The organism is Thioclava sp. F28-4 (genome assembly GCF_002020045.1).
GTDB classification, from domain to species: Bacteria; Pseudomonadota; Alphaproteobacteria; order Rhodobacterales; family Rhodobacteraceae; genus Thioclava; species Thioclava sediminum.
The window spans coordinates 306216-326876 of record NZ_MPZQ01000002.1; the positions used below are offsets into that span (position 1 = coordinate 306216).

Below are 20661 nucleotides of genomic sequence, written 5' to 3' on the forward strand. Positions count from 1 at the left end.
CCTCTCCGGCGTCAAATCGAGTGGGGGGACTGGCCGCCCCGAAGGGCGACCAGCGAGTGGCAAGGCGGGGAGGCCCGGCTTACTCGATCTGATCCTTGGTGTAGTAACCGGAGCCGATCAGAACCTTTTCCCAGTTCGATTTGTCCACCGGCACCGGCTGGAGCAGGTAGGACGGGATCACCTTGACGCCGTTGTCATAGGTCTCGGTGTCGTTGATCTCGGGCTCGCCGCCCTTGAGCATCGCGTTGACCATGCCCACGGTGACTTTCGCCAGTTCGCGGGTGTCCTTGAAGATGGTCGAGTACTGCTCGCCCGCGAGGATCGATTTCACCGAAGGCACTTCCGCATCCTGACCGGTAACGATCGGCATCTTCATGTCGCCCGAGCCGTAGCCCACGCCCTTGAGCGAGGACAGGATGCCGATGGACAGCCCGTCATAAGGCGAGAGCACGCCCTGCACCTGCTTGTCGGTGTAATTGGCCGACAGAAGGTTATCCATGCGCGACTGAGCGACGGCACCGTCCCAGCGCAGCGTGCCGACCGTGTCCATGCCCATCTGGCCCGACGGGATCACGACATCGCCCGAGTCGATGAGCGGCTGCAGCACCGACATCGCGCCGTTATAGAAGAAATAGGCGTTGTTATCGTCCGGCGAGCCGCCGAACAGCTCGACATTCCACGGCTTCGTGTCGGGGAAACGCTCCTTGAGCCCCTGCACCAGCGAATTGGCCTGCTCCACGCCGACCTTGAAGTTGTCGAAGGTCGCGTAATAGTCGACATCCGGCGTGTCACGGATCAGGCGGTCATAGGCGATCACCTTGATACCGGCGGCCTTCGCGTTGGCCAGAGCGTTCGACAGCGTCGTTCCGTCGATCGCCGCGATCACCAGAACGTCCACGCCCTTGGTGATCATGTTCTCGACCTGAGCGAGCTGGTTCGGAATATCGTCTTCCGCATATTGCAGGTCAGTGTCGTAGCCAGCTTCCTGGAACTGTTCGACCATCGAGTTGCCGTCAGAAATCCAGCGAGCCGACGATTTGGTCGGCATCGAGATGCCGACGGTTTCGGCCCAAGCCCCGGAACCGAGCAAAGCGGTGCCGATCGCCAGCACTGCGGCGGCGGTTTTGATTTTCATGGTGTCCTCCCTATGACGGTGCGCGACCCGTCTGTCCTCCTCGCGCAGCCCGATACCGGGCGTGGGAGAAACACTAGCAATGTGAGAGCATGATGATAAAATTACATTCAACGCAATCTGCATACCGAAAGTGATATGCCCCTTTCTCACCTGATGCTGAAACCTGCGCAGCTGCGTCTCATCCGGGCGGTAGCAGAGTCCGGGCAACTCCAGCTCGCCGCCGAAAGCTGCGCCATGACCCAGCCGGCCGCGTCCCGGATGCTGGCCGAGGTGGAGCGCCGGGTCGACGCACCGCTGTTCACCCGGCAGCCCAAGGGGATGGAGCCGACAGAGATCGGTCTGGCCGTGTTGCGCCGCGCCCGGGCCGTTCTGCGCGAACTCGAGAGCATGGGCTCCGACATCGAGGCGCTGCGCAGCGGCCATGCCGGGCGCGTGCGGATCGGCGCGGTGACCGGTCCTGCGGTGGGCTATCTCGTGCCCGCGATCCGCGCCGTCAAACGCGCCTCGCCCGAGAGCGACATCTCCGTCGAGGTTCTGCCGTCACGCGATCTGTTGGGTTATCTCGCGGCGGGAGAGATGGATTTCATCCTCGCCCGGGTTCTGCCCGAGTTCGACAGCGAGCTTTTCGACATCACACCGATGCGCGACGAGAAAATCGTCTTTCTCGTGCGCGCCAATCATCCGCTGGCCCGCTCGCCCTTCGTCACGATGACCGAACTAGGGGATTACGAATGGATCCTGCAGCAGCGCGGCGCGCCGATCCGGGAGGCGACCTTCGAGGCCTTCGCGGCGTTGGGCCTGTCCGAGCCGCGCGACTGCGTGAACAGCCCGTCGCTGCTGTTCACCATCGCCTATCTCGCGCAAAGCGACGCCGTGGCCGCCGTCTCGGAAGAGGTCGCGCAGCTTCTGATCCGGGACCCGGTCAACGCAGGCTTCGCGGTTCTGCGCATCCAGCAGGAATTTCGGGTGTCGTCCTATTACCTGCTGGGCCTGCGCCGACGGCCCCTGTCTCCGCTCGCGCTCAGACTTCGCGAGGAGCTGTTGCAGCTCTCGGGGCAGGCAAGCTGATCTCAGACAGCAACCACGTCCCCACATCCCGATCCGCTTGGTTCACCCGGTCAGGCGCGTCGCGCGCAGATCGCCTGCCTGTTCGAGGATCGGATAGGCGACATAGGTCACGTCCGTATTGATCTGCTTCAGCGCGCGCACGGTTTCCTGATGGATGTTCGTGGTCTCGATAGAGGCGCTGTTATTCGCGCGCAGCCGGGCAAGGTGGGCCGCCTGCAAATCAGCCTCGGCGGCGCGGGTGCGGTCTTTCTCCTCGACCAACTGGCGCGCATCGTCGATCTCCCCCGACATCAGGACGTTCAGGGCCAGACGCGTGTTCGAGGTGACGCGGTCGTGGAAATCGGTCAGCTCGCGCCGCCCCTCTTCCGAAAAGGTCAGGCCGCGTTCGTGGATGCGCTGGGCGAGATCGACGAGATTGGTCGAAATCTGATCGCCCGCATCCTCGAGATGGTTCGCCACCATCGCAATCTCCATCGCGCGACGCGATTGTTCGGTGCTCAGCCGCGTCTCATTCAGCCGCGCGACATAGAGCTTGATCTCGTAATGCATGCGGTCGACCTCGTTTTCGTTGCGCTTGATGCGGGCGGCGACCTCCGGGTCCCAATGAACGAAAAGACCGAGCGCGGGTTGCAGCATCTCCAAGACCTGCTCGCCCATGCGCAGCAACTCGCGCGCGGCATTACCAAGGGCATGGCCCGGATCGCCCAAGCCCTTTTGGTCGAGCGCGGTGATCCGTGTGGGCGACAGATCCTTGCGTTCGACCACGACCGCCCCGGCAAGGCGCAGCACCGCAGGGATGAGCGGAAGCGACAGGATCGCGACGCCGAGGTTGAAGACCAGATGCAGGTTGATGACCTGTCGCGCCGTCGTCGCACCGAGAAAATCGAGCGCATGCGGGAAGGCCATCAGACCGATCAGAACCAGCGCAGCGCCGCCCCCGCGCAGGACGAAATTCGAAACCATGATCCGGCGCGGGATCGGATCGGCCGACAGCGTCAGCATCACCGGGATGATCGCCCCGCCGAGGTTCGCGCCCAGCACCATCGCCGCAGCGCCCGTCCCCGGCAAAAGGCCCTGCCCCGCGAAGGTCACGAACATCAAGACCGCCGCGATCGAGGAATGCATCGCCCATGTCAGCAAGGCCCCGAGGACGAAGGCCGAGACGAGATCGCTACCCAGCCGGGTCAGGACCGCGTCTACCAGTTCGCTGTCGCGCAGGGGCGCCGTCGCCTCGCCGATCAAGCCGAGCGAGAGCAGCACCAGCGCCAGCCCCACGAAGATGCGCCCCGCCTGCCGCGGCCGCCGGGCTTTCGATTTGAGAAACAGCGTCACCCCGATCACGAGCAGCGCGGGCACGAGAACGTGGATCGGCGAGAGCAGGATCTGCGCCACGATGGACGAGCCCAGATCGGCGCCCAGCACCAGCGCCACACCCGACACGGCAGCCAATGTCCCGCTCGCGGCGAAACCAGCAGTCAGGATCGCGACGGCGGTCGAGCTTTGCAGCAGCATCGCCGCCCCGGTCCCCGCGGCCATCGCGCTGATCCGCGTCCCGGCCGTGCGGCGCAGGAACTGGCGCAGCGAGGCCATGAAGGCGCGCTCGACCCCGGTGCGGATCAAACGAACCGCCCAAAGCAGCAGCGCCACCGCGCCCGCGAGATTGATCAGGAAATAGATCATGCGCTCTCCCAAATCCCGCGTTTGGCTTCGGATGCCCTCCACGACCACGCGGTTCTACCTCGTTAAACTGCATCAAAATGTGGGTTTCGCAACATTTTTCTTGAATTTATGCGGCATAGGCCACATCAATTTTAGAGTTCGGTGAGTTTTCTCACCTTCGGGAAAAGCGATGGATGCGAGCGTGAAACAAGACGGACAGCGACTGCGCAAACGCGACCGGCGCGAGCAGATCCTGTTCGAGTTGAAGCTGCGCCCCCACCTGCGCATCTCGCAACTCGCGGCGCAGTTCGGCGTCTCGACAGAAACGATCCGGCGCGACTTCGATGCGCTCGAAGAGAAGGGGCTGATCGACCGCGCGCATGGCGGTGCCTCGCGCCCCCATCCGGGGCACTATCCGACGCTGGACGAGCGCGAACGCGACCAGTTTCAGGAACGCGAGCGGATCGGGCGCATGGCCGCCGCGCAGGTCGCGCCCGGCGAAACGCTGATGATCGACTCCGGCTCGACCACGCAGCAGATGGCCCGGTTTCTCGCCATGGCAGGCACGCCCTGCCGCGTCATCACCAATTCGCTGCCCATCGCGATGCTTCTCGGCGGAAGCGAGGGGGCGGAGGTGATCCTTGCCCCGGGGAATTACCTGCCGACGGAATCGGCGGTCGTGGGCGAAGAGACGCTCGAATTCCTGTCGCGCCATCACGTCGACCGGGCGGTGATCGGGGCCACAGCGCTCTCGATCGAGGGCGTGTCCGAGACCATTCCGGGCTTCGCCGCGATCAAACGCGTGATGCTCGCGCAGGCGCAGGCCGGAATGCTGCTGATCCTTGGGTCGAAATTCGGCATTCACGGCTTCACCCGCGCCGCCACGCTAGGCGCGCTCGCCTCGGTGGTGGCGGACCGCGCGCCGCCCGCCGATCTGAAAGAGGCGCTGCGTCAGAACGACGTGGAGGTTCTGCTCGCGAAGTGACGCCACCCACAAGAGCTCCCTGCGTCGCCCAGCGCACCGCAGACCTGATCGTGCTGGTGATCGCTATCGCTGTGGTGATAAGTGAGCCCCTATCGGCACAGGCGCGAAGGACGACCCTCTGATGACAATGACAGCGCAGGAAGCGCTCGCAGCCTATGAGCGCGCGCGCCACCGACTGCCCTCCCCCGGCGTGATCTCGACCAGCCAGATGGCGCGCGACCTCTCGGAGCTTGCCGATCTGTTCGACGTCTTCCTGCTCGATGCGTTCGGCGTGCTCAATATCGGCGAGACCGCGATCGAAGGCACGCACGAGCGCGTCGCGACGCTGCAAGCGCAGGGCAAGCGGGTGATGGTCGTGTCGAACGCGGCCGGTGTTCCGCATGACAGCCTGATGCGGAAATACACACGGCTCGGCTATGCCTTCGCGCCCGAGGATGTCGTCACCAGCCGCACCGCCATTGTCGCGGCGCTGCGCTCAGCCCCTCCCCGCGCATGGGGCCTGATGGCGAGCGACACGGCAGGCGATGACGAGCTGGATCAGTTCGACGTGACATGGCTCGCTGAAGACCGCGCCGCCTATGATGCCGCCGAAGGCTTCCTGCTGATCGGCGCGGCGGACTGGACCGAAGAGCGGCAGGGCCTGCTCGAAGCGTCCATCCGCGACAACCCGCGCCCGGTCTGGGTCGGCAATCCCGATATCGTCGCCCCCCGTGAGGTCGGGTTCTCACAGGAGCCGGGTCACTTCGCGCATAGGCTCGCCGATGCGACGGGTGTGGCGCCGGAGTTCTACGGCAAGCCTTTCAACAATATCTACGATATCGCCTTCGCGCGTCTCGGTCCGGTCGATTCTGCGCGCGTGCTGATGGTGGGCGACAGTCTGCACACCGACATTCTCGGCGCACAGGCGACCGGAATCCGCTCTGCCCTGATCGCGGGATACGGTTTCTTCGGCGGCGAAGACGCGCAGGCGGCCATCGCCTCCTGCGGCATCGTTCCGGATTTCGTTCTGGAACGGCCGTGAGCGCGCCGCCGCTGATCTCGGCGAAATGACGTGATTTTCCAATGCCATCGCGTGCGCTCCCGCCCCGACCGCGATGGGCTATACTTGATATGCACCTTTTAGTATGTGTGTCCCCCGAGGAGCACGGAGGCCAGACCTGTCATGGACTCACCAGAAAGCATCCAACAGCATTTGGCTGCGATTGTGGAAGGCTCGGAAGATGCGATTGTCACCAAGGACCTCAACAGCATCATCCTGAGTTGGAATCGCGGCGCGGAAAACCTGTTCGGCTACACTGCCAAAGAAGCCATCGGTCAGCCGATCACGATCATCTTTCCCGACGACCGGATGGATGAGGAGGTCGATTTCATCGCCCGTCTGCGGCGCGGCGAGCGGATCGCCAATTACGAAACGATCCGGCAGCGCAAGGACGGCAGCCCCGTTCCGGTGTCTCTGACCGTCTCGCCCGTGCGCGATGCCGATGGCCAAGTCGTCGGCGCGTCGAAGATCGCACGCGACATCACCTTGCAGCATCAACTGGCGGAGCAGCAGAGACTGCTCCTGTCCGAGATGCGCCACCGGGTCGGCAACGCCTTCGCCGTGGCCGCGTCCCTGATTGCCGTCGCCGCGCGGCAGGCAGACAGCGCAGAGCAACTCAGTAACGAGATGCGCAGCCGCCTTCACGCGATCGCGTCGCTCAATTCGATGACCGTGAACGACCCCTCGGGCGAACAACCCGATGGCATGCCGCTCTCCTATCTCGTGAGCACGATCCTGAAACCCTTCAGCGAAGGGGCGAGCGTTCAGACCTCGCTTCCGGATATTCAGGTGCGCCCTGCTGCGATCACGCCCCTGACGCTCGTTCTTTTCGAGCTTGCGACGAATTCGGTGAAATATGGGGGCCTGTCGCAGAGCGGCCACGGCGTCGAGATTAGCGCGGAGATCGAGGACGGGCGCTTCAGGCTCGCATGGAAAGAGCCCGGCATCACCGAAGCGGGATCCGGCAAGGACGAAAACAAAGGGTTCGGCACCTCGCTTTGCCGGCTTACCGTATCCACCTCGCTTGGCGGCAGCTTCTCGCGCGAATTCACGCCAGAAGGATTGGTCGCGGCGTTGGATCTCGATCTGACCATGGTAGCGCAGATGCCGTGAGACCGCCGGGCGCGGAGATGGCCCTGCGATTTGGGTTTCAGGCGTCGCGATTTGCGCCCAACCCGAAGAAAAGGCTACGTATGTCGCGGAGATAGCAGAAAAATCGCGAGGCTCGACCATGGCACCGGACGGAAGCACAGCAAAACCGGCAGAGCTTCGGCATCGGATCATGGCCGGTTTCATCGGCAACGTAGTCGAATGGTATGACTTCGCGCTCTACGGCTATCTTGCAGGCGTCATCGCCCCGGTCTTCTTTCCGTCCAACGACCCGACCGCGGGCCTGATCGCGACTTACGGGATTTTCGCGGCCGGTTTCCTGATGCGCCCGCTTGGCGCAGCGGTGTTCGGCTGGTTCGGCGACCGCTACGGGCGCGCACGCACGATGCAGATCTCGGTCGTGATGATGGCGATGCCGACGCTGTTTCTGGGCATATTGCCGACCTATGCGCAGGTCGGCGTTCTGGCCCCGGCGCTTCTGGTTCTGGTGCGACTGTTGCAGGGCCTGTCGGTCGGTGGGGAGTTCTCGTCCTCGGCGACCTATCTCGTCGAAACCGCGCCCTTGAAGAAACGCGGCCTGACAGGCAGCTGGGCCAATATCGGCTCCATGTCGGGCTCGCTTCTGGGGGTCGGGGCGGCGGCGCTCGTGACGAACCTCTTCGATGCTCAGACGCTCGCGGAGTGGGCGTGGCGCCTGCCCTTCCTCGGCGGCGCGGTTCTTGGCACGGTGGCGATCCTGATCCGCCGCAACCTGCACACATCAGAGCATTTCCAGCAGCATCAGGAGGGGCGCGACGACACATCGCCCCTGCTCGAAGCCTTCACGACGAACCGCAGGGAAACGCTTCTGGCGGTGGCCTTCGCGGCCAGTTACGGCACCTGCTACTACATCGCCTTCGTCTATCTTCCGGAATGGCTGTCGGGTCAGGGCTTGATGGAGCGGGACACGGCCCTTCTGATCAACACCGCGATGACGGTGCTCGTGATCCCCGCGATGCCGCTGGCGGCAATCGTGGGCGACCGGTGGGTGACGCGCCGGGTCTGGATCGCTCTGGCGATCGGGCTGCTGGCGCTGGTCGCATGGCCGCTGCACGAATGGATGCTTGTGTCGGGCGGCGCATTGCTGCCCGTGGTCGTAGCACATGCCGTGACCTTCCTGCTTTTGGCCGTACCGCTGGGCTCCGGCCCTGCCCTGTTCGCGGAGATGTTCCCCGAGCGGGATCGGCTGTCAGGCTATTCCGTCGCCTTCAATATCGGCCTCGGCATCTTCGGAGGCCTCACCCCGATGATCGCCACGAGCCTCATCGCCGCGACCGGCATGATCACCGCGCCTGCGCTCTACATGCTCGCGGCGGGTTTGATCGCAGTGATTGCACTTGTTCTGACCCCGGATCGCAGCCGCGCGCCTTTGCGCTGAGCGAAGCACTCCCGCGAAACCGAATTGGAGGCTGGACCGATCACCGGGATGCGCTATCACGGTGACGGCGCGCACGCTTTGGAGATGTGAGGCGCCATCGACCGTGAGACGTGCAGAAGGACCACAGACCGGATGGAACAGCGCGGAACCGACCGTCTGAAACTCGCCCTCCTCGCGCTCGCCGTAGCGGCACTGGTGGTGGGCCTCGCCTTCTGGGCGGCTGGCGCGGACGCCTTGGCGAAAGCCAGCTGGACCGTCGGCGTCGTGCCCACCCTCACCGCGCTTGTATTCGAGATCTCTCGCAGCCTCCGGCGCGGCGAAGTCGGTCTGGATATCGTGGCCGCGCTCTCGATGACTGCCGCCCTCGTCTTCGACGAGACGCTCGCGGCGGCGGTCGTGGCGGTCATGTATTCCGGCGGCACCTTTCTTGAGAGTTTCGCCGAGGGCCGCGCCCGGCGCGAAATGCACGACCTGCTCTCGCGTGTCCCACGGACCGCGACGCGGCATCGTGACGGCGGGCTGGAGGATATTCCCCTCGACGAGATCGCCCCCGGGGATCGCCTGCTGATCCATCAGGGCGACGTGGTGCCGGTGGACGGGACTTTAGCCTCCGAGACGGCCTTTCTGGACACATCGGCGCTGACCGGGGAGTCTCTGCCGGTGCGTCTGGCGCATGGGGCCGACGTCATGAGCGGTTCGACCAATTCAGGCGAGGCGTTCGATCTGTTGGCAGTGCGGCCTGCGAAGGACAGTACCTATGCCGGGATCGTCCGGCTGGTCGAGGAGGCGCAGGCCTCCAAGGCGCCTATGTCCCGGCTGGCGGATCGCTGGTCGCTGGGCTTTCTCGTGGTCACGATCGCCATCGCCTTCGCGGCCTGGTGGTTCACCGGAGACCCGATCCGGGCCGTCGCGGTTCTCGTGGTCGCCACCCCCTGTCCGCTGATCCTCGCCGTGCCGGTCGCTCTGGTCGCGGGGCTCTCGCGCGCGGCGCATTACGGCGTGCTGATCAAGGGGGCGGGGCCGCTCGAGACGATGGCGCGCATCGGCACGCTGGTCCTCGACAAGACCGGCACCCTCACCGAAGGCCGCCCGCAGATCGTGTCGATCGATAGCCACGACGGGATGGAGGAGGACGAGATCCTGCGCCTTGCCGCGGCCCTCGACCAGGCCTCGAAACATCCGGTGGCACAAGCGATCGTCACCGCCGCGAAAGAGCGCGGCTTCACCCTGCCCGTCCCGTCGGATGTGGCGGAAATCGCGGGCGAAGGCGTCGTGGGTCATGTCGAGCGGCGCAAGGTCATCGTCGGTGGCGACGACTTCGTGGCGGCACGGGTCGGGCGCAAACCGGGCGATCACCCGACGATGGCCGCCGGGGCGGTTCTCGTCGCCGTCGCCGTCGATGGGCGCATGGCCGGGCATCTGGTGATGGCCGATCCGCTGCGCGACGATGCGGGCGCCATGCTCGACGGGCTGCGTCACGAGGGGATCGAACGGATTCTGCTCGCCACCGGCGACCGGACGGATGTGGCCGAACGCGTGACCGAGGGGCTTGGCCTCGACGGGCTGCGCGCAGGGCTCACACCGGACCAGAAGGTTCTCCTCGTGCTGTCCGAGCGCAAACACGGGCCGGTCATGATGGTGGGCGACGGCGTGAACGACGCACCCGCGCTCGCCGCGGCAGATGTCGGTGTCGCCATGGGCGCACGCGGGGCCGCCGCCTCGGCCGAAGCGGCGGATGTGGTGCTTCTCGTCGACCGGATCGATCAGCTGCGCGCGGGCATCGAAATCGCCGCATCCTCGCGGCGGATCGCCTTCGAGAGCGTCGCCGCCGGGATCGGCCTCTCGGTGCTGGGCATGATCGCGGCCGCCTATGGCTACCTCACGCCGGTGGAGGGCGCCATTTTGCAAGAGGCGATCGACGTCGCCGTGATCCTGAACGCGCTGCGCGCCCTTCGGATCAGGCCCAAGTGAGGACGCAAAACGACGTCACGCCCTCACCCGAACCTGTGCCCATCGGCGCTATCGCAGATAGACCTGATTGCCGCTGCGCACGACGCTCACCCTGTCGCCGACGCGGAACTGGTTCGACATTTGGATGACCGTAATCGAGCCACCATTGTCGAGCCGCACGGTCCACGCATAGGACGTGTAGGTGCCGCCTTGGCTGGCGACGTTGCTGCCGATAATTGTGCCCGCGATCGCGCCCGCGCCGGTCATCACGTCCTTGCCGGTTCCGGAGCCGAACTGGTGCCCGATCACCGCGCCGACGAGGCCGCCCGTGACTGCGCCGACGATCTGGTCGCCGTCGGTGGTGCGGCGCATCGTGACCGGCTGCACCGAAACGATGCGACCATATTCGATGCTGTCATAGCTGTAGGTGGTGCGCGGGCCGGGACCCGGACTGGTATAGGGACCGTTCGCATAGGGACCCGGCGTCGGGTTGCAGGCAGCAACGCTCAGCGCCGCAGGGAGAACAAGAAGAAAAATACGCATTTTGAACCTCCATGGTAGCTCCGCCGCATGTCTTTGACATCCGGGCGTAAAAGAAGCTTGCCGCGATTCAGAGCGCGTTTCCTTGTTTTCGGACAATAAGAGAGAATAAGTCGCAGGCGGAGGCCGCGTCGCAATAAGCGAGGATTTTGGCGATCCCTCGAGGACTCGAACCCCGAACCTGCTGATTAGAAGTCAGCTGCTCTATCCAGTTGAGCTAAGGGACCGCGTGGCCCCCTAAATGCGCGATCGGCGCGCGCGGTGCAAGTTCAGATCGCGCGCATCAGGAAGACGGAATTCGGATCGGGCTGGTAGCCGACATAAGGCCCGCATTCGGCGAAGCCCGCACGCAGGTAAAGCTGGCGCGCCGGGGCGAAGGAGTCCTGCGATCCGGTCTCGAGATAGAGCCGCGCCATCCCTTCGTCGCGCGCCGCCGCGATCAGCGCCTCGAGCATCCGCCGCGCGAGCCCCTGCCCGCGCATCTCGGAGAGGATATGCATCGATTTGATCTCGCCCTCATCGGGCGCGATGCGCTTCAGCGCGCCCATGCCAACCGGGCGCCCCGCCTGCCGCATCACGAAGAAGGAAATGCCGGGCGCAGCCAGCGCATCTGGCGGCAGCATATGGATCGACTCGGGCGGCGTATCTTCGTGCATCGCCGCAGCGTGGCGGGCGTGAAGCTCTGCAAGATCCGCGCCCAGCGGGGTTTCGCGCGCGATTTCGATCGTGTCTTCCATGGGGCGTCCTCATCCGTATCGGCGGCAGATTAGGCGCGGGGCGCGCTAGCCTCCAGCGCGAAAACGCCTCAGTTGCGGATGACTTTGCAGAACCCGCCCTGTCCGCGGATTTTCTCGCAGGTCGCCAGCGCCTCCTTGCGCGAACCTGCCGGGACTTGCGCCGTGTATTGCGCGCGCCGCCCGAAGCCCGGCATCACCGCGCGCACGAAGCGCAGCTTGGCGTCACCAATCGCGCCGGAATGACGCGCGGCGGCCCGTTTGCCGAAGACCTCAGCCGACCGCTGGGTGCGCCCAGCGGCCACGATCACGCCCCAGGGCGGGACAGGATCGCGGAACTCCCGGATCGCCCTGCCCTTCGCCAATGTGGTGCAGGCCGCAAGGAAAGGCGTCTCCCCGTCGAGCCGGAAATCCACCTCCTCGGGCGGGGCGTCGCGCCAATCCTCCGCGGAATGGCCAGTGATTGCGCGCACATAGGCGCGGGTCTCGCCCGCAAGCCCGCCGGTCTTCGCGATGAACCCCACCGCGCGGTCCTCGCCGCCGTTATAGCCGATCGCTGCGAGACCGGGATTGCCGAAGCGCGTCGCCATCTCCGCCAGATAGCGCGCCGAGGCTTCGATCGCTTCGGCCGGGTTGAACGGGTCGGCAAGCGCGCGCAGCCGCGCCGTGCCGGGCATGAACTGCGCGATCCCCTGCGCACCCGCCGGGCTGATTGCCGCCGGATCGAACCGGCTTTCGCGCCAGAGAAGCCGTGCGAAATAGCCCGGGTCGATCCCCGCCTCCTGCGCCGCGTTTTCGATAAGCCCGCAGGTATCGGCGAAATAGTTTTTCAGCCCGATGCATCGGCGCCCGTCCTCGGTACAACGCAGATCGGGCGCCGGAGGCCCGATCATCGCCCGCAAAGGCTGCGCGTTCAGCGCCCCCGCGAGGACACAGAAAAACAGGGCTGAGAGGAAGGTTCGCATGGCTGAAAATTAGCGGGATTTCCGGCATGGCACCAGAGCGACGTCGAGGCCGAGCCTTAGTCGCGCAGCACACCTGCGGCGGCCAGCACTTCGCGGTCCGGGCGCCAGATATCGCGGTGCGGTGTCGCGAAAGCACGCGTGGAGAAGCTGGCACTCACGCCGCGATCGCGCAGGAAGGCCCGGTCGATCGCCTCCTCTTTCGCGACGTCGATCGGCAGCGGATAGGCTTTCAAGCTATAGCCGTGAAAGCCCAGCTTTCCCTCCGGCCCAAGATCGCGATGCGCGCCCGCCATGAAGATCAGCGTGCAGGCGGAATAGCAGCGTTTCGTCACCTGCGTGTTCAGCCCCCGCGCCAGCACGCGTTGCGCCAATGCGCGCGCGGCGAAAACCTGCCCACCGGCACTGTCGAGATCGACCGCCGCGACACCTCTCGCCGGGGTTGCCTCGAACCGCGCCAGAAGATTGTAGCCGATATCGCCGGTCAGGTAAGCGACGCCGTTGCGCACCTCCAAAGGCTGCGGCCCGGCATAGGCGATCGGCGCCAGGGCAGTGGTCTGCCGCGCGGCCTGATCGAGCGCATGGGTCACCGTCACCACCGCGACCGCGACCACCGCCACGCGCCCCGCGAGCAGCACATGGCCCCGCGCCTGCGCGTCGATCCAGTGCGACAGGCTGCGCCACGCGCCCACCAACTGCCACAGCGCCAGTGTCATATCTGCGAGGAACAGCAACGCGAAAAGCGGCATCGAGAGCGGCGACGACATGGCTTGCCACAGCTCGGCGACAGCCAACCGCCCACCGATCAGCACTACGACGAGCGCGATCCATGGCGGGCACTCGCCCTGCCAGTAGCTGCCGAGACCCCAGTGTGAGGCGGGCTGAAATATCCGGGTGGCTCGGGCCATTTACGCCGTCCTTTCGAGCACCATCGGTTTTCAGTGTAGCACGACTGACCCGAAAATTGGGAAACTGCTGGAAAGGACGCGATTGCGGGCGGGCCGAAGGCGGGACTTCTGTGGCGAGCCATGCCTCTGCTATACTGAGAGGACGGGAGGTCCCTTCGCATGATCACGCTTACGATCAACGGGCGGCACGTCGAAGTCGATGAGGGCACCAGCTTGCTGGAGGCGGCGAAGTTGGCTGGCATCCACATCCCGACGCTCTGCTATTACCCCGGCCTGCCCGCCCATGCCGTGTGCCGCATGTGCCTCGTGGAGATCGACGGTACGCCGAACCCGCAACCGGCCTGCCGCACGCTGGCAAAGGATGGCGATGTGGTGGCGACGGACACCGAGGCGCTGGCGGCCTTCCGGAAAGCCGATGCGCAATGGCTGCTCGCGCGCCATCCCAATGATTGCATGCGCTGCGAGGTGAACGGGGCGTGCCAGCTCCAGCGTCTCGTCCATGAGAACCAGTGGGAGGAGCGTTGGCCGAAGATGCCCGCCGGGGCGCCTGCCGCCTCGGAAGAGCTCGCGACCGATCACACCTCCCCCAGCATCTGGCGCGACCTGTCGAAATGTATCGAATGCGGGTTGTGTGCGGAGGTCTGCGGCGACAGCGTGCAGAACCAGAATGTCATCGGGTTCGCCAATCGCGGATTTGACCGCCGCCCTGTCACCGTCTTCGACGTGCCGCTGTCGCAGACCAACTGCATTTCCTGCGGCCAGTGCACGCTTGTCTGCCCGGTTGGCGCGCTGATCGAGGCGCCGCATTGGCACGCGGTGCTGCAAACGCTCGACGCCCATCGGCGCGTCTCCGTGGTTCAGGTGGCCCCGGCGACCCGCATCGCCATCAGCGAGGAATTCGGGCTGGAGCCGGGCACCGTCAGCACGGGGCGCTTGATCAATGCGCTGCGGCTTCTGGGGTTCGATTACGTGTTCGACACCAATTTCGCCGCCGATCTCACGATCATGGAGGAAGGCACCGAACTGCTGTCGCGGCTCGAAGCCGGGACGGAGCTCCCGCTGTTCACCTCCTGCTGTCCGGGCTGGGTGAATTGGGTCGAGTTGAACCGCCCCGATCTTCTGCCGCATCTGAGCACGACCAAATCCCCCCAGCAGATGCATGGCGCGATCGCGAAACGGGGCCGTTTTTCACGCTCCCTCGGGCCCGATTTCGCGGACGGCAAAGCCGAGCCCTATGTCGTGAGCGTGATGCCCTGCACCGCCAAGAAGGACGAGGCCCAGCGCCCCGGCGTCTCTGGCGATGTGGATCATGTGCTCACCACCCGAGAGCTGGCGCGGATGATCCGGTCGCGGGGGATTCCGTTCGGGGCGCTCTCCGAGGATGGGCAATTCGACAGCCCGTTGGGCGAGAGCACCGGAGCCGCCCAGATATTCGGCGCCTCCGGCGGGGTCATGGAGGCGATGGTCCGCACGGCCGCGCATTTCAAAGGGGTCGAGCACGACCTGCCGCTGGAATGGGAGGCGCTGCGCGGCGTTCGTGAGGGCGTGAAGACCGCGACCATTCCCGGCGTCGGCACCGTGGCCGTGTGCAACGGGATCGCCTCGGCCCAGCGCATGCTGGAAGACGAGGCCTGGCGCGACGACTATGTCGCGATCGAAGTCATGGCCTGCGTCGGCGGCTGCCTCGGCGGCGGCGGCGAGCCGAAATCCATGGACCCGCATATTCTGCAAAAACGCGCCAAGGCGATCTACAGCGTCGATGCGAAGGCACCGCGCCGCCGCTCCTATGAGAATGCGGATGTGCAGGCGCTTTATGCCTCGGAACTGGGCGCGCCGAATTCCCCGACGGCGCACCGTCTGCTCCACACCCATTACGCCGCCAGACATTCCGAGCGCTCGCTGCTGATGCGCTTTCTGGATTGCGTGGACCGGCGCGACGGTGCGGCGGCCGCAAAGCTGTTTCATCCCGACGGGGTCTGGTCGACCGCCTCTCCCTTCGGCGTGCTGACCGGCGCGGACGAGATCGCGGGGCTCATCAACGCGAAGCTGCCGCCGAACCTGCGTGGCGCGAAATATGCGCGTCACCAGATGGAGCGCGCCTCGGATATCGACGATCTCACGGTCCTCGCCCCCGACGGGAGCCGCAGCCGCTTCGATCTGGAGCTCAGCACCGTGGAAGCTGATGGCTATTCTCAGGCGGTGATCCAGACCCTCACGCGCACCGTCCTTTGACACTCTCCTGCGCAGGCTTTCCGCGTCGAGAGTAAAGACAGGTCACAAATTCATCGCCCCAGCGATCACAAGCGCGTTTCTTTTTCCTTTCTTGTTCCAGAGCAAAGCCATAGCGCGCGACGGGGTTCATGCTCCGGCACGTAGTAAACCTGCCCTGCCCTGCGGGAAGAGACACCGGAACGGATAAACGATGCCAAGCCAGAGCCGCGACGAAATCGAGAAAATGCTGTCCACTGCGAAGAGTGGACGCCCTTGGCGACTCTGGGCTTTCGGCGCGGGTGCTGTCGTGATCGCGATAGGCGCGTGGCTTTGGCTCGCGCCCTCCAGCGACACCACGGGCACGAGCTATGTGACGCAAGAGGTCACGCGCGGTGATCTGACCGTCACGGTCACCGCGACCGGCACGGTGCAGCCCACGACGGAGGTTGAGGTCTCTTCGGAGCTGTCGGGCACGCTCGATAGCATCGATGTCGACTATAATGACGAGGTCAAAGTGGGTCAGGTCCTCGCGCGACTCGACGACACGAAATTCAAGGCGCAGGTCGCCAATGCCGAAGCCGCGCTTGCCGCCGCCAAGGCGCAGCTCGCACAGGCCGAGGCCACCCAGACGGAAGCGACGGCGCTCTATGAGACCCAGGCCGAGCTGGACCGGCGCGGCGTCTCGACCCATAGCACCTTCGTCACCTATATCGCGCAGCGCGATCGCGCCGTGGCCGCGGTACAGGCCGCGAAAGCGTCGCTGACGCTGGCCGAGGCGAACCTTGCCCTGGAGAAGGACGATCTGGAGAAATCGGTGATCCGCTCCCCGATCAACGGCGTCGTTCTGGACCGCAATGTCTCGGCCGGTCAGATCGTGGCCGCCTCGCTGTCCGCGCCCACCCTGTTTACGCTGGCCGAGGACCTGCGCCGGATGCAGCTGCTGGTCGATATCGACGAGGCGGATATCGGTCAGGTCGCGGTCGGCAATGACGCCACCTTCACCGTCGACGCCTATTCCGGTCGTTCCTTCCCGGCGACGATCACGCAGGTGCGTTACGCCCCCGAGACCACCGACGATGTCGTGACCTACAAGGGCGTGCTGGCGGTCGACAATGCCGATCTTCTCCTGCGCCCCGGCATGACAGCGACGGCGACGATCACCGTGGACGAGGCCAAGGACGCGCTGCTGGTCCCGAACGCGGCGCTGCGCTACGCGCCCCCGCAAGAGGTCGAAGATGCGGGCAATGGCGGAAGCGGGCTCATCGGCCTCGTGATGCCAAGCCGCCCGAGTTCGGAGAGCGGCACCGCAAGCGGCAAATCCGTCTGGGTGCTGCGCGACGGCACCCCCGTCGAAGTGGCGGTCACGCCGGGGGCGACGAACGGCAAATTCACGATCGTCACCGAGGGCGATCTGGCCGTCGGCGATCAGGTCATCACCGACCAGCGGGATGCATCGAAATGAGTGAGCCGCTTCTCGAGCTGCGCGGGATCGAGCGCCACTATGGCCACGACGAAACCCTCGTACGCGCCCTCGATGGCGTCGATCTTCGCGTCGAACCTGGGGAATTCCTCGCGATCATGGGGCCCTCGGGGTCGGGAAAATCGACCGCGATGAACATCATCGGCTGTCTCGACCGGCCGACCGCGGGCAACTACCTGTTCAACGGTGTCGAGGTGGCGACCCTGAACCGCGACCAGCGCGCCCTGCTGCGCAGGCACTACCTCGGCTTCGTCTTTCAGGGCTATAACCTCCTGCCGCGCACCACCGCGCTGGAAAATGTCGAGCTTCCCCTGATCTACAAGGGGATGCGCAAGGCCGATCGTGTGGCGCGGGCCCGTCAGGCTCTGGCGCGGGTCGGGCTTGAGGGGCGCGAGGATCACACGCCCTCGCAGCTCTCGGGCGGTCAGCAGCAACGCGTCGCCATCGCGCGGGCGCTGGCGGGCGAGCCGATGGTGATGCTCGCCGACGAGCCCACGGGCAACCTCGACACCAAACGCAGCGTCGAGATCATGAACCTGATGCAGGACCTCAACCGCGAGTCCGGGCTGACCATCGTGATGGTCACCCACGAGGAGGACATGGCCGCCTATGCCTCCCGTCTCGTCGTCTTCACCGATGGCCGCGTCGTGCGCGACGAAAAGATGCACGAAGGAGCCCTGTGATGCTCTGGGAAACCATCCGCCTCGCGCTTACCGCGATCATCCGTAACGCGCTTCGGTCCTTTCTCACCGTGTTGGGCGTGGTGATCGGGGTTGCCGCCGTCATCGCGATGGTGACCGTCGGGCAAGGCTCCTCAGAACAGGTCTCGGCCAATGTGGAATCGCTCGGGACCAATGTGCTGGTCCTGCGCTCGGGGGCGCGGATGATGGGGCCCGGTTCGCGCGATACCGCCCCGCCCTTCAAGCTCTCGGATGCAGAAGCGCTGGAGGACCTCAGCAGCCTCTCGGCGGTCGCTCCTGTCGTCTCGACCGCAGCCACGGCGGTCTTCGGCAACAACAATCGCACGACATCGATCACCGGCACGACGTCGCCCTATCTCGAGATCGGCGGCTGGACGATCGCGCTCGGGCGCAGCTTCACCCCGGCGGAGGATCGCAGCGGCGCCAATCTCTGCATCATCGGCGAGACCGTGCGGACAACCCTGTTCGGCGCGACCGATCCGACCGGCGAGAAGATCCGCATCAAGTCGATCTCCTGCGAGGTGATCGGCGTGCTGAAGTCCAAGGGCGCCGGGTCCTTCGGGCAGGATCAGGACGACCTCGTGCTGATGCCGGTCCGAACGGTGCAAAGGCGGCTGATGGGCAGTCAGGACGTCTCTTCGATTTCGCTTCAGGTGGCCCGAACGGCCTCTGTGGAGCGGGCGACCTCCGATATCGAGGCCCTGATGCGCGAGCGCCGCCGCATCGCCATCGGCGAAGACGACGACTTCTCGGTCTTCGACATGGCCGAGCTGAGTTCGATGCTGAATTCGGTCAATTCGGTTCTTACCGGCCTGCTCTCCTCCGTCGCGGCGGTCAGCCTGCTCGTGGGCGGGATCGGCATCATGAACATCATGCTCGTCTCGGTGACCGAGCGCACCCGCGAGATCGGCATCCGCCTCTCGGTCGGCGCGCAGGCGCATCAGGTTTTGATGCAGTTTCTGGTCGAGGCGGTGGTGCTGTCGGTTCTGGGCGGGATCATCGGGATTCTCTTCGGCCTCGGCCTCGCCTATGTCGCGGCGCAGATCATGGCGATCCCCTTCTCGCCCAGCCTGAACGTCATCGCCCTCGCCTTCGGCTTCTCCGCCGTGGTGGGTATGGTCTTCGGCTACTTTCCTGCGCGGCGGGCGGCCCGGCTCGATCCGATCGATGCACTGCATTATCAGTAGATGTCAGGCACAAAAAAGCCCCCTGTCGCGTAGGACAGGGGGCTTCGGGATCATGTATCGTCGAAGGTGATCAGGCGTTGTTGTCGACCACGACGATCAGATTGCCTTCGGCGTTGATATACGCGGCAGCGACATCCTCGGACGTGTAGTCGGTGCCGTCGAAGACGCTGGACGGAAGCTGGCTGTAATCGGCATCCACGTCAGCGCCCATTGCGTTCTCGAGAGCCGCGGAGCCATTCTCTGCGCCTTTACCCTTCAGGTCTGACAGAGCGACGATCTTGGCTTCGCCATCGGTTCCCACTTCATAATCGGCGAACTGGTCGGTGGACGCAGCGCCATTGGCCTGAAGGTCCGCGACGAGCTGACCATAGGTCTTCACCGACCCATCTTGGCCCATTCCACCATTCGAGCCCGCAGTCGTTGCGGCGTCCGTCGATGCGCCCATATCCGCGCTTGCGCCGACATCAGCGCCTGCAGCCTGCGCCGAGACCGATGCGCCAGCGTCCGTTCCGGTGGATACGTCAGCCTGAGCCAGGGCCGCAACGGGCGCGGCAGTGGCCAGAATACCTGCGAGAGCGATCGACTTGATGGTGTAGGTCATAGTGTTCTCCTTGCATTTCATGCGCCGACTGTCAGCCGGCAGAGAGAGAACACTGCGGAAAGATCACCGTTCCTGAGCGCGAGCAGGCTCGGAAAAACTCTGCTCAAACGTCGAAAATCGTGAGCGCGATAATGCCAAGGAACAAAGCGACGGGCTCTTTGGATGGAACGCAGAGCTACGTCGGAAATTCGGGCCCCGCTCCAACCTGCGCGAGACCGTCGGTGGCACAGGTTGGAACGCAGGAAGAAACCGAAACGCAGCCTGACGCCCCAGCTTCATTCACGTGGAAAACGGGTGATCGCGATACGGAAAACTCTCCCTCAGCCGGGAAAGCTTTCGCCGAAATCGCAAATATTCAGTGCGTCCAGTTCGCGCGGCGGTCGGTGGCGAAGTTCTCGCCATAGCCGCGGGCGCGGACATTCGGAGCGCGCTTATGCGGCTCCGTCACGACGTAATCGATGCCCTTTTCCTTGGCATAGGCTTCGGCCGCCTCGCGGGTCTCGAAGCGCAGCCGCACTTGGGCCTGCGTGTCGTTGGAGCTGGTCCAGCCCATCAGCGGGTCGATCTCACGCGCGTCGGAGGCAACATAGTCGAGATACCAGAACCGCGTCTTCGCGGTGCCCGATTGCATGGCGTTGCGGGCGGGTTGGTAGATGCGCGCGCGCATGGGCAAACTCCTCTGCGATACCTCTCGCTTTTCTTAGTGCATCTGAGCCAAATCGCAAGCCCCGGAGCGCAAAGACGAAAGAGGCGCGGCGATTGTGCATGACATGCCGGCCCCGGAGCGAACACCGCCGCCCGCCCTGTCCCAAGGACACCGGGAGCACCGATAAGATGAGGAACTGCCGACCGGCTGGGGAGCAAGGGGTGGGGGTGGTGCGCCGGCCGGCAGTCTGATGCTGCTTGCGTGGGCAATATGCGCGCAGCCCGCCACCAATTCAAGGCGAAGCGAACCGCAAGACACTGTTAAATAT

Annotated in this window: 18 protein-coding genes and 1 tRNA gene; 10 read left to right on the top strand and 9 right to left on the bottom strand. The window is 65.0% G+C overall.

The annotated features are described in order from the left end of the window. Window positions 1-79: 79 nt before the first annotated feature. On the bottom strand, window positions 80-1135 hold the full coding sequence (gene chvE, locus BMI87_RS06265; protein ID WP_078520307.1) for a multiple monosaccharide ABC transporter substrate-binding protein: 1056 nt from the start codon (window positions 1133-1135) through the stop codon (window positions 80-82). 153 nt (window positions 1136-1288) lie between these two features. Here chvE and BMI87_RS06270 point away from each other — a divergent pair, with 153 nt between their 5' ends. Continuing rightward, a complete protein-coding gene (locus tag BMI87_RS06270) occupies window positions 1289-2203 on the top strand; it encodes a LysR family transcriptional regulator (protein WP_246832665.1) in 915 nt (304 codons plus the stop codon). A 42-nt stretch (window positions 2204-2245) separates the two neighbouring features. Here the strand turns inward: BMI87_RS06270 and BMI87_RS06275 are convergent, their stop codons facing one another. After that, entirely contained in the window at window positions 2246-3883 is a 1638-nt protein-coding gene (locus BMI87_RS06275) for a Na/Pi cotransporter family protein (RefSeq protein WP_078520309.1), read from the bottom strand. Between the two features lie 181 nt (window positions 3884-4064). On the opposite strand from BMI87_RS06275, the gene BMI87_RS06280 reads away from it, so the two are divergent. The 5 genes from BMI87_RS06280 (at window position 4065) to BMI87_RS06300 (ending at window position 10384) form a co-directional block, all read left to right on the top strand. Next, window positions 4065-4847 (top strand): DeoR/GlpR family DNA-binding transcription regulator, encoded by a 783-nt coding sequence (locus BMI87_RS06280; protein WP_246832654.1) that lies wholly within the window; start codon window positions 4065-4067, stop codon window positions 4845-4847. Between the two features lie 121 nt (window positions 4848-4968). Continuing rightward, complete coding sequence (locus BMI87_RS06285; protein ID WP_246832655.1) at window positions 4969-5868, top strand: HAD-IIA family hydrolase; 900 nt, start codon at window positions 4969-4971, stop codon at window positions 5866-5868. A 141-nt stretch (window positions 5869-6009) separates the two neighbouring features. Further along, entirely contained in the window at window positions 6010-6999 is a 990-nt protein-coding gene (locus tag BMI87_RS06290) for a PAS domain S-box protein (RefSeq protein ID WP_078520311.1), read from the top strand. A 118-nt stretch (window positions 7000-7117) separates the two neighbouring features. Further along, the gene (locus BMI87_RS06295; protein WP_210402461.1) at window positions 7118-8413 is read left to right on the top strand and encodes an MFS transporter; all 1296 of its coding nucleotides are present in this window, start codon (window positions 7118-7120) and stop codon (window positions 8411-8413) included. Between the two features lie 132 nt (window positions 8414-8545). Further along, window positions 8546-10384 (top strand): heavy metal translocating P-type ATPase, encoded by a 1839-nt coding sequence (locus tag BMI87_RS06300; protein WP_078520313.1) that lies wholly within the window; start codon window positions 8546-8548, stop codon window positions 10382-10384. A 48-nt stretch (window positions 10385-10432) separates the two neighbouring features. Here the strand turns inward: BMI87_RS06300 and BMI87_RS06305 are convergent, their stop codons facing one another. From BMI87_RS06305 to BMI87_RS06325, 5 genes are all read right to left on the bottom strand, one after another. Beyond that, window positions 10433-10906, bottom strand: coding sequence for a glycine zipper 2TM domain-containing protein (locus BMI87_RS06305; protein ID WP_078520314.1), 474 nt, complete (start codon window positions 10904-10906; stop codon window positions 10433-10435). 147 nt (window positions 10907-11053) lie between these two features. Then, window positions 11054-11130 (bottom strand) — tRNA-Arg (locus BMI87_RS06310). 42 nt (window positions 11131-11172) lie between these two features. Further along, a complete protein-coding gene (locus BMI87_RS06315) occupies window positions 11173-11640 on the bottom strand; it encodes a GNAT family N-acetyltransferase (protein WP_078520315.1) in 468 nt (155 codons plus the stop codon). Between the two features lie 68 nt (window positions 11641-11708). After that, on the bottom strand, window positions 11709-12602 hold the full coding sequence (locus tag BMI87_RS06320) for a lytic transglycosylase domain-containing protein (RefSeq protein WP_078520316.1): 894 nt from the start codon (window positions 12600-12602) through the stop codon (window positions 11709-11711). A gap of 56 nt (window positions 12603-12658) precedes the next feature. After that, window positions 12659-13507 (bottom strand): hypothetical protein, encoded by an 849-nt coding sequence (locus BMI87_RS06325; RefSeq protein ID WP_146681522.1) that lies wholly within the window; start codon window positions 13505-13507, stop codon window positions 12659-12661. 159 nt (window positions 13508-13666) lie between these two features. Between BMI87_RS06325 and BMI87_RS06330 the strand changes: the two genes are divergently transcribed. The 4 genes from BMI87_RS06330 (at window position 13667) to BMI87_RS06345 (ending at window position 19086) form a co-directional block, all read left to right on the top strand. Further along, a complete protein-coding gene (locus BMI87_RS06330; RefSeq protein ID WP_078520318.1) occupies window positions 13667-15739 on the top strand; it encodes a [FeFe] hydrogenase, group A in 2073 nt (690 codons plus the stop codon). A 190-nt stretch (window positions 15740-15929) separates the two neighbouring features. Further along, a complete protein-coding gene (locus BMI87_RS06335) occupies window positions 15930-17180 on the top strand; it encodes an efflux RND transporter periplasmic adaptor subunit (protein ID WP_078520319.1) in 1251 nt (416 codons plus the stop codon). Beyond that, a complete protein-coding gene (locus tag BMI87_RS06340) occupies window positions 17177-17881 on the top strand; it encodes an ABC transporter ATP-binding protein (RefSeq protein ID WP_078520320.1) in 705 nt (234 codons plus the stop codon). The genes BMI87_RS06335 and BMI87_RS06340 overlap by 4 nt, the downstream gene beginning before the upstream one ends. Then, window positions 17881-19086: an ABC transporter permease gene (locus tag BMI87_RS06345; protein WP_078520321.1), complete on the top strand. Its 1206-nt coding sequence runs from the start codon at window positions 17881-17883 to the stop codon at window positions 19084-19086. The genes BMI87_RS06340 and BMI87_RS06345 overlap by 1 nt, the downstream gene beginning before the upstream one ends. A 70-nt stretch (window positions 19087-19156) precedes the next feature. Here the strand turns inward: BMI87_RS06345 and BMI87_RS06350 are convergent, their stop codons facing one another. Together BMI87_RS06350 and BMI87_RS06355 are read right to left on the bottom strand one after the other, a co-directional pair. After that, window positions 19157-19687: a hypothetical protein gene (locus BMI87_RS06350; protein WP_078520322.1), complete on the bottom strand. Its 531-nt coding sequence runs from the start codon at window positions 19685-19687 to the stop codon at window positions 19157-19159. A gap of 355 nt (window positions 19688-20042) precedes the next feature. Beyond that, window positions 20043-20354 carry an ETC complex I subunit gene (locus BMI87_RS06355; protein WP_078520323.1) on the bottom strand — a complete coding sequence of 104 codons (312 nt, stop codon included), beginning with the start codon at window positions 20352-20354 and terminating at the stop codon, window positions 20043-20045. Between the last annotated feature and the right edge of the window lie 307 nt (window positions 20355-20661).

Coding starts and splice junctions, on each gene's coding strand:
- chvE (WP_078520307.1), bottom strand. CDS start 1,135: ATGAAAATCAAAACCGCCGCCGCAGTGCTGGCGATCGGCACCGCTTTG.
- BMI87_RS06270 (WP_246832665.1), top strand. CDS start 1,289: ATGCTGAAACCTGCGCAGCTGCGTCTCATCCGGGCGGTAGCAGAGTCC.
- BMI87_RS06345 (WP_078520321.1), top strand. CDS start 17,881: ATGCTCTGGGAAACCATCCGCCTCGCGCTTACCGCGATCATCCGTAAC.
- BMI87_RS06330 (WP_078520318.1), top strand. CDS start 13,667: ATGATCACGCTTACGATCAACGGGCGGCACGTCGAAGTCGATGAGGGC.
- BMI87_RS06325 (WP_146681522.1), bottom strand. CDS start 13,507: ATGGCCCGAGCCACCCGGATATTTCAGCCCGCCTCACACTGGGGTCTC.
- BMI87_RS06350 (WP_078520322.1), bottom strand. CDS start 19,687: ATGACCTACACCATCAAGTCGATCGCTCTCGCAGGTATTCTGGCCACT.
- BMI87_RS06275 (WP_078520309.1), bottom strand. CDS start 3,883: ATGATCTATTTCCTGATCAATCTCGCGGGCGCGGTGGCGCTGCTGCTT.
- BMI87_RS06285 (WP_246832655.1), top strand. CDS start 4,969: ATGACAATGACAGCGCAGGAAGCGCTCGCAGCCTATGAGCGCGCGCGC.
- BMI87_RS06320 (WP_078520316.1), bottom strand. CDS start 12,602: ATGCGAACCTTCCTCTCAGCCCTGTTTTTCTGTGTCCTCGCGGGGGCG.
- BMI87_RS06340 (WP_078520320.1), top strand. CDS start 17,177: ATGAGTGAGCCGCTTCTCGAGCTGCGCGGGATCGAGCGCCACTATGGC.
- BMI87_RS06305 (WP_078520314.1), bottom strand. CDS start 10,906: ATGCGTATTTTTCTTCTTGTTCTCCCTGCGGCGCTGAGCGTTGCTGCC.
- BMI87_RS06355 (WP_078520323.1), bottom strand. CDS start 20,354: ATGCGCGCGCGCATCTACCAACCCGCCCGCAACGCCATGCAATCGGGC.
- BMI87_RS06295 (WP_210402461.1), top strand. CDS start 7,118: ATGGCACCGGACGGAAGCACAGCAAAACCGGCAGAGCTTCGGCATCGG.
- BMI87_RS06300 (WP_078520313.1), top strand. CDS start 8,546: ATGGAACAGCGCGGAACCGACCGTCTGAAACTCGCCCTCCTCGCGCTC.
- BMI87_RS06335 (WP_078520319.1), top strand. CDS start 15,930: ATGCCAAGCCAGAGCCGCGACGAAATCGAGAAAATGCTGTCCACTGCG.
- BMI87_RS06315 (WP_078520315.1), bottom strand. CDS start 11,640: ATGGAAGACACGATCGAAATCGCGCGCGAAACCCCGCTGGGCGCGGAT.
- BMI87_RS06290 (WP_078520311.1), top strand. CDS start 6,010: ATGGACTCACCAGAAAGCATCCAACAGCATTTGGCTGCGATTGTGGAA.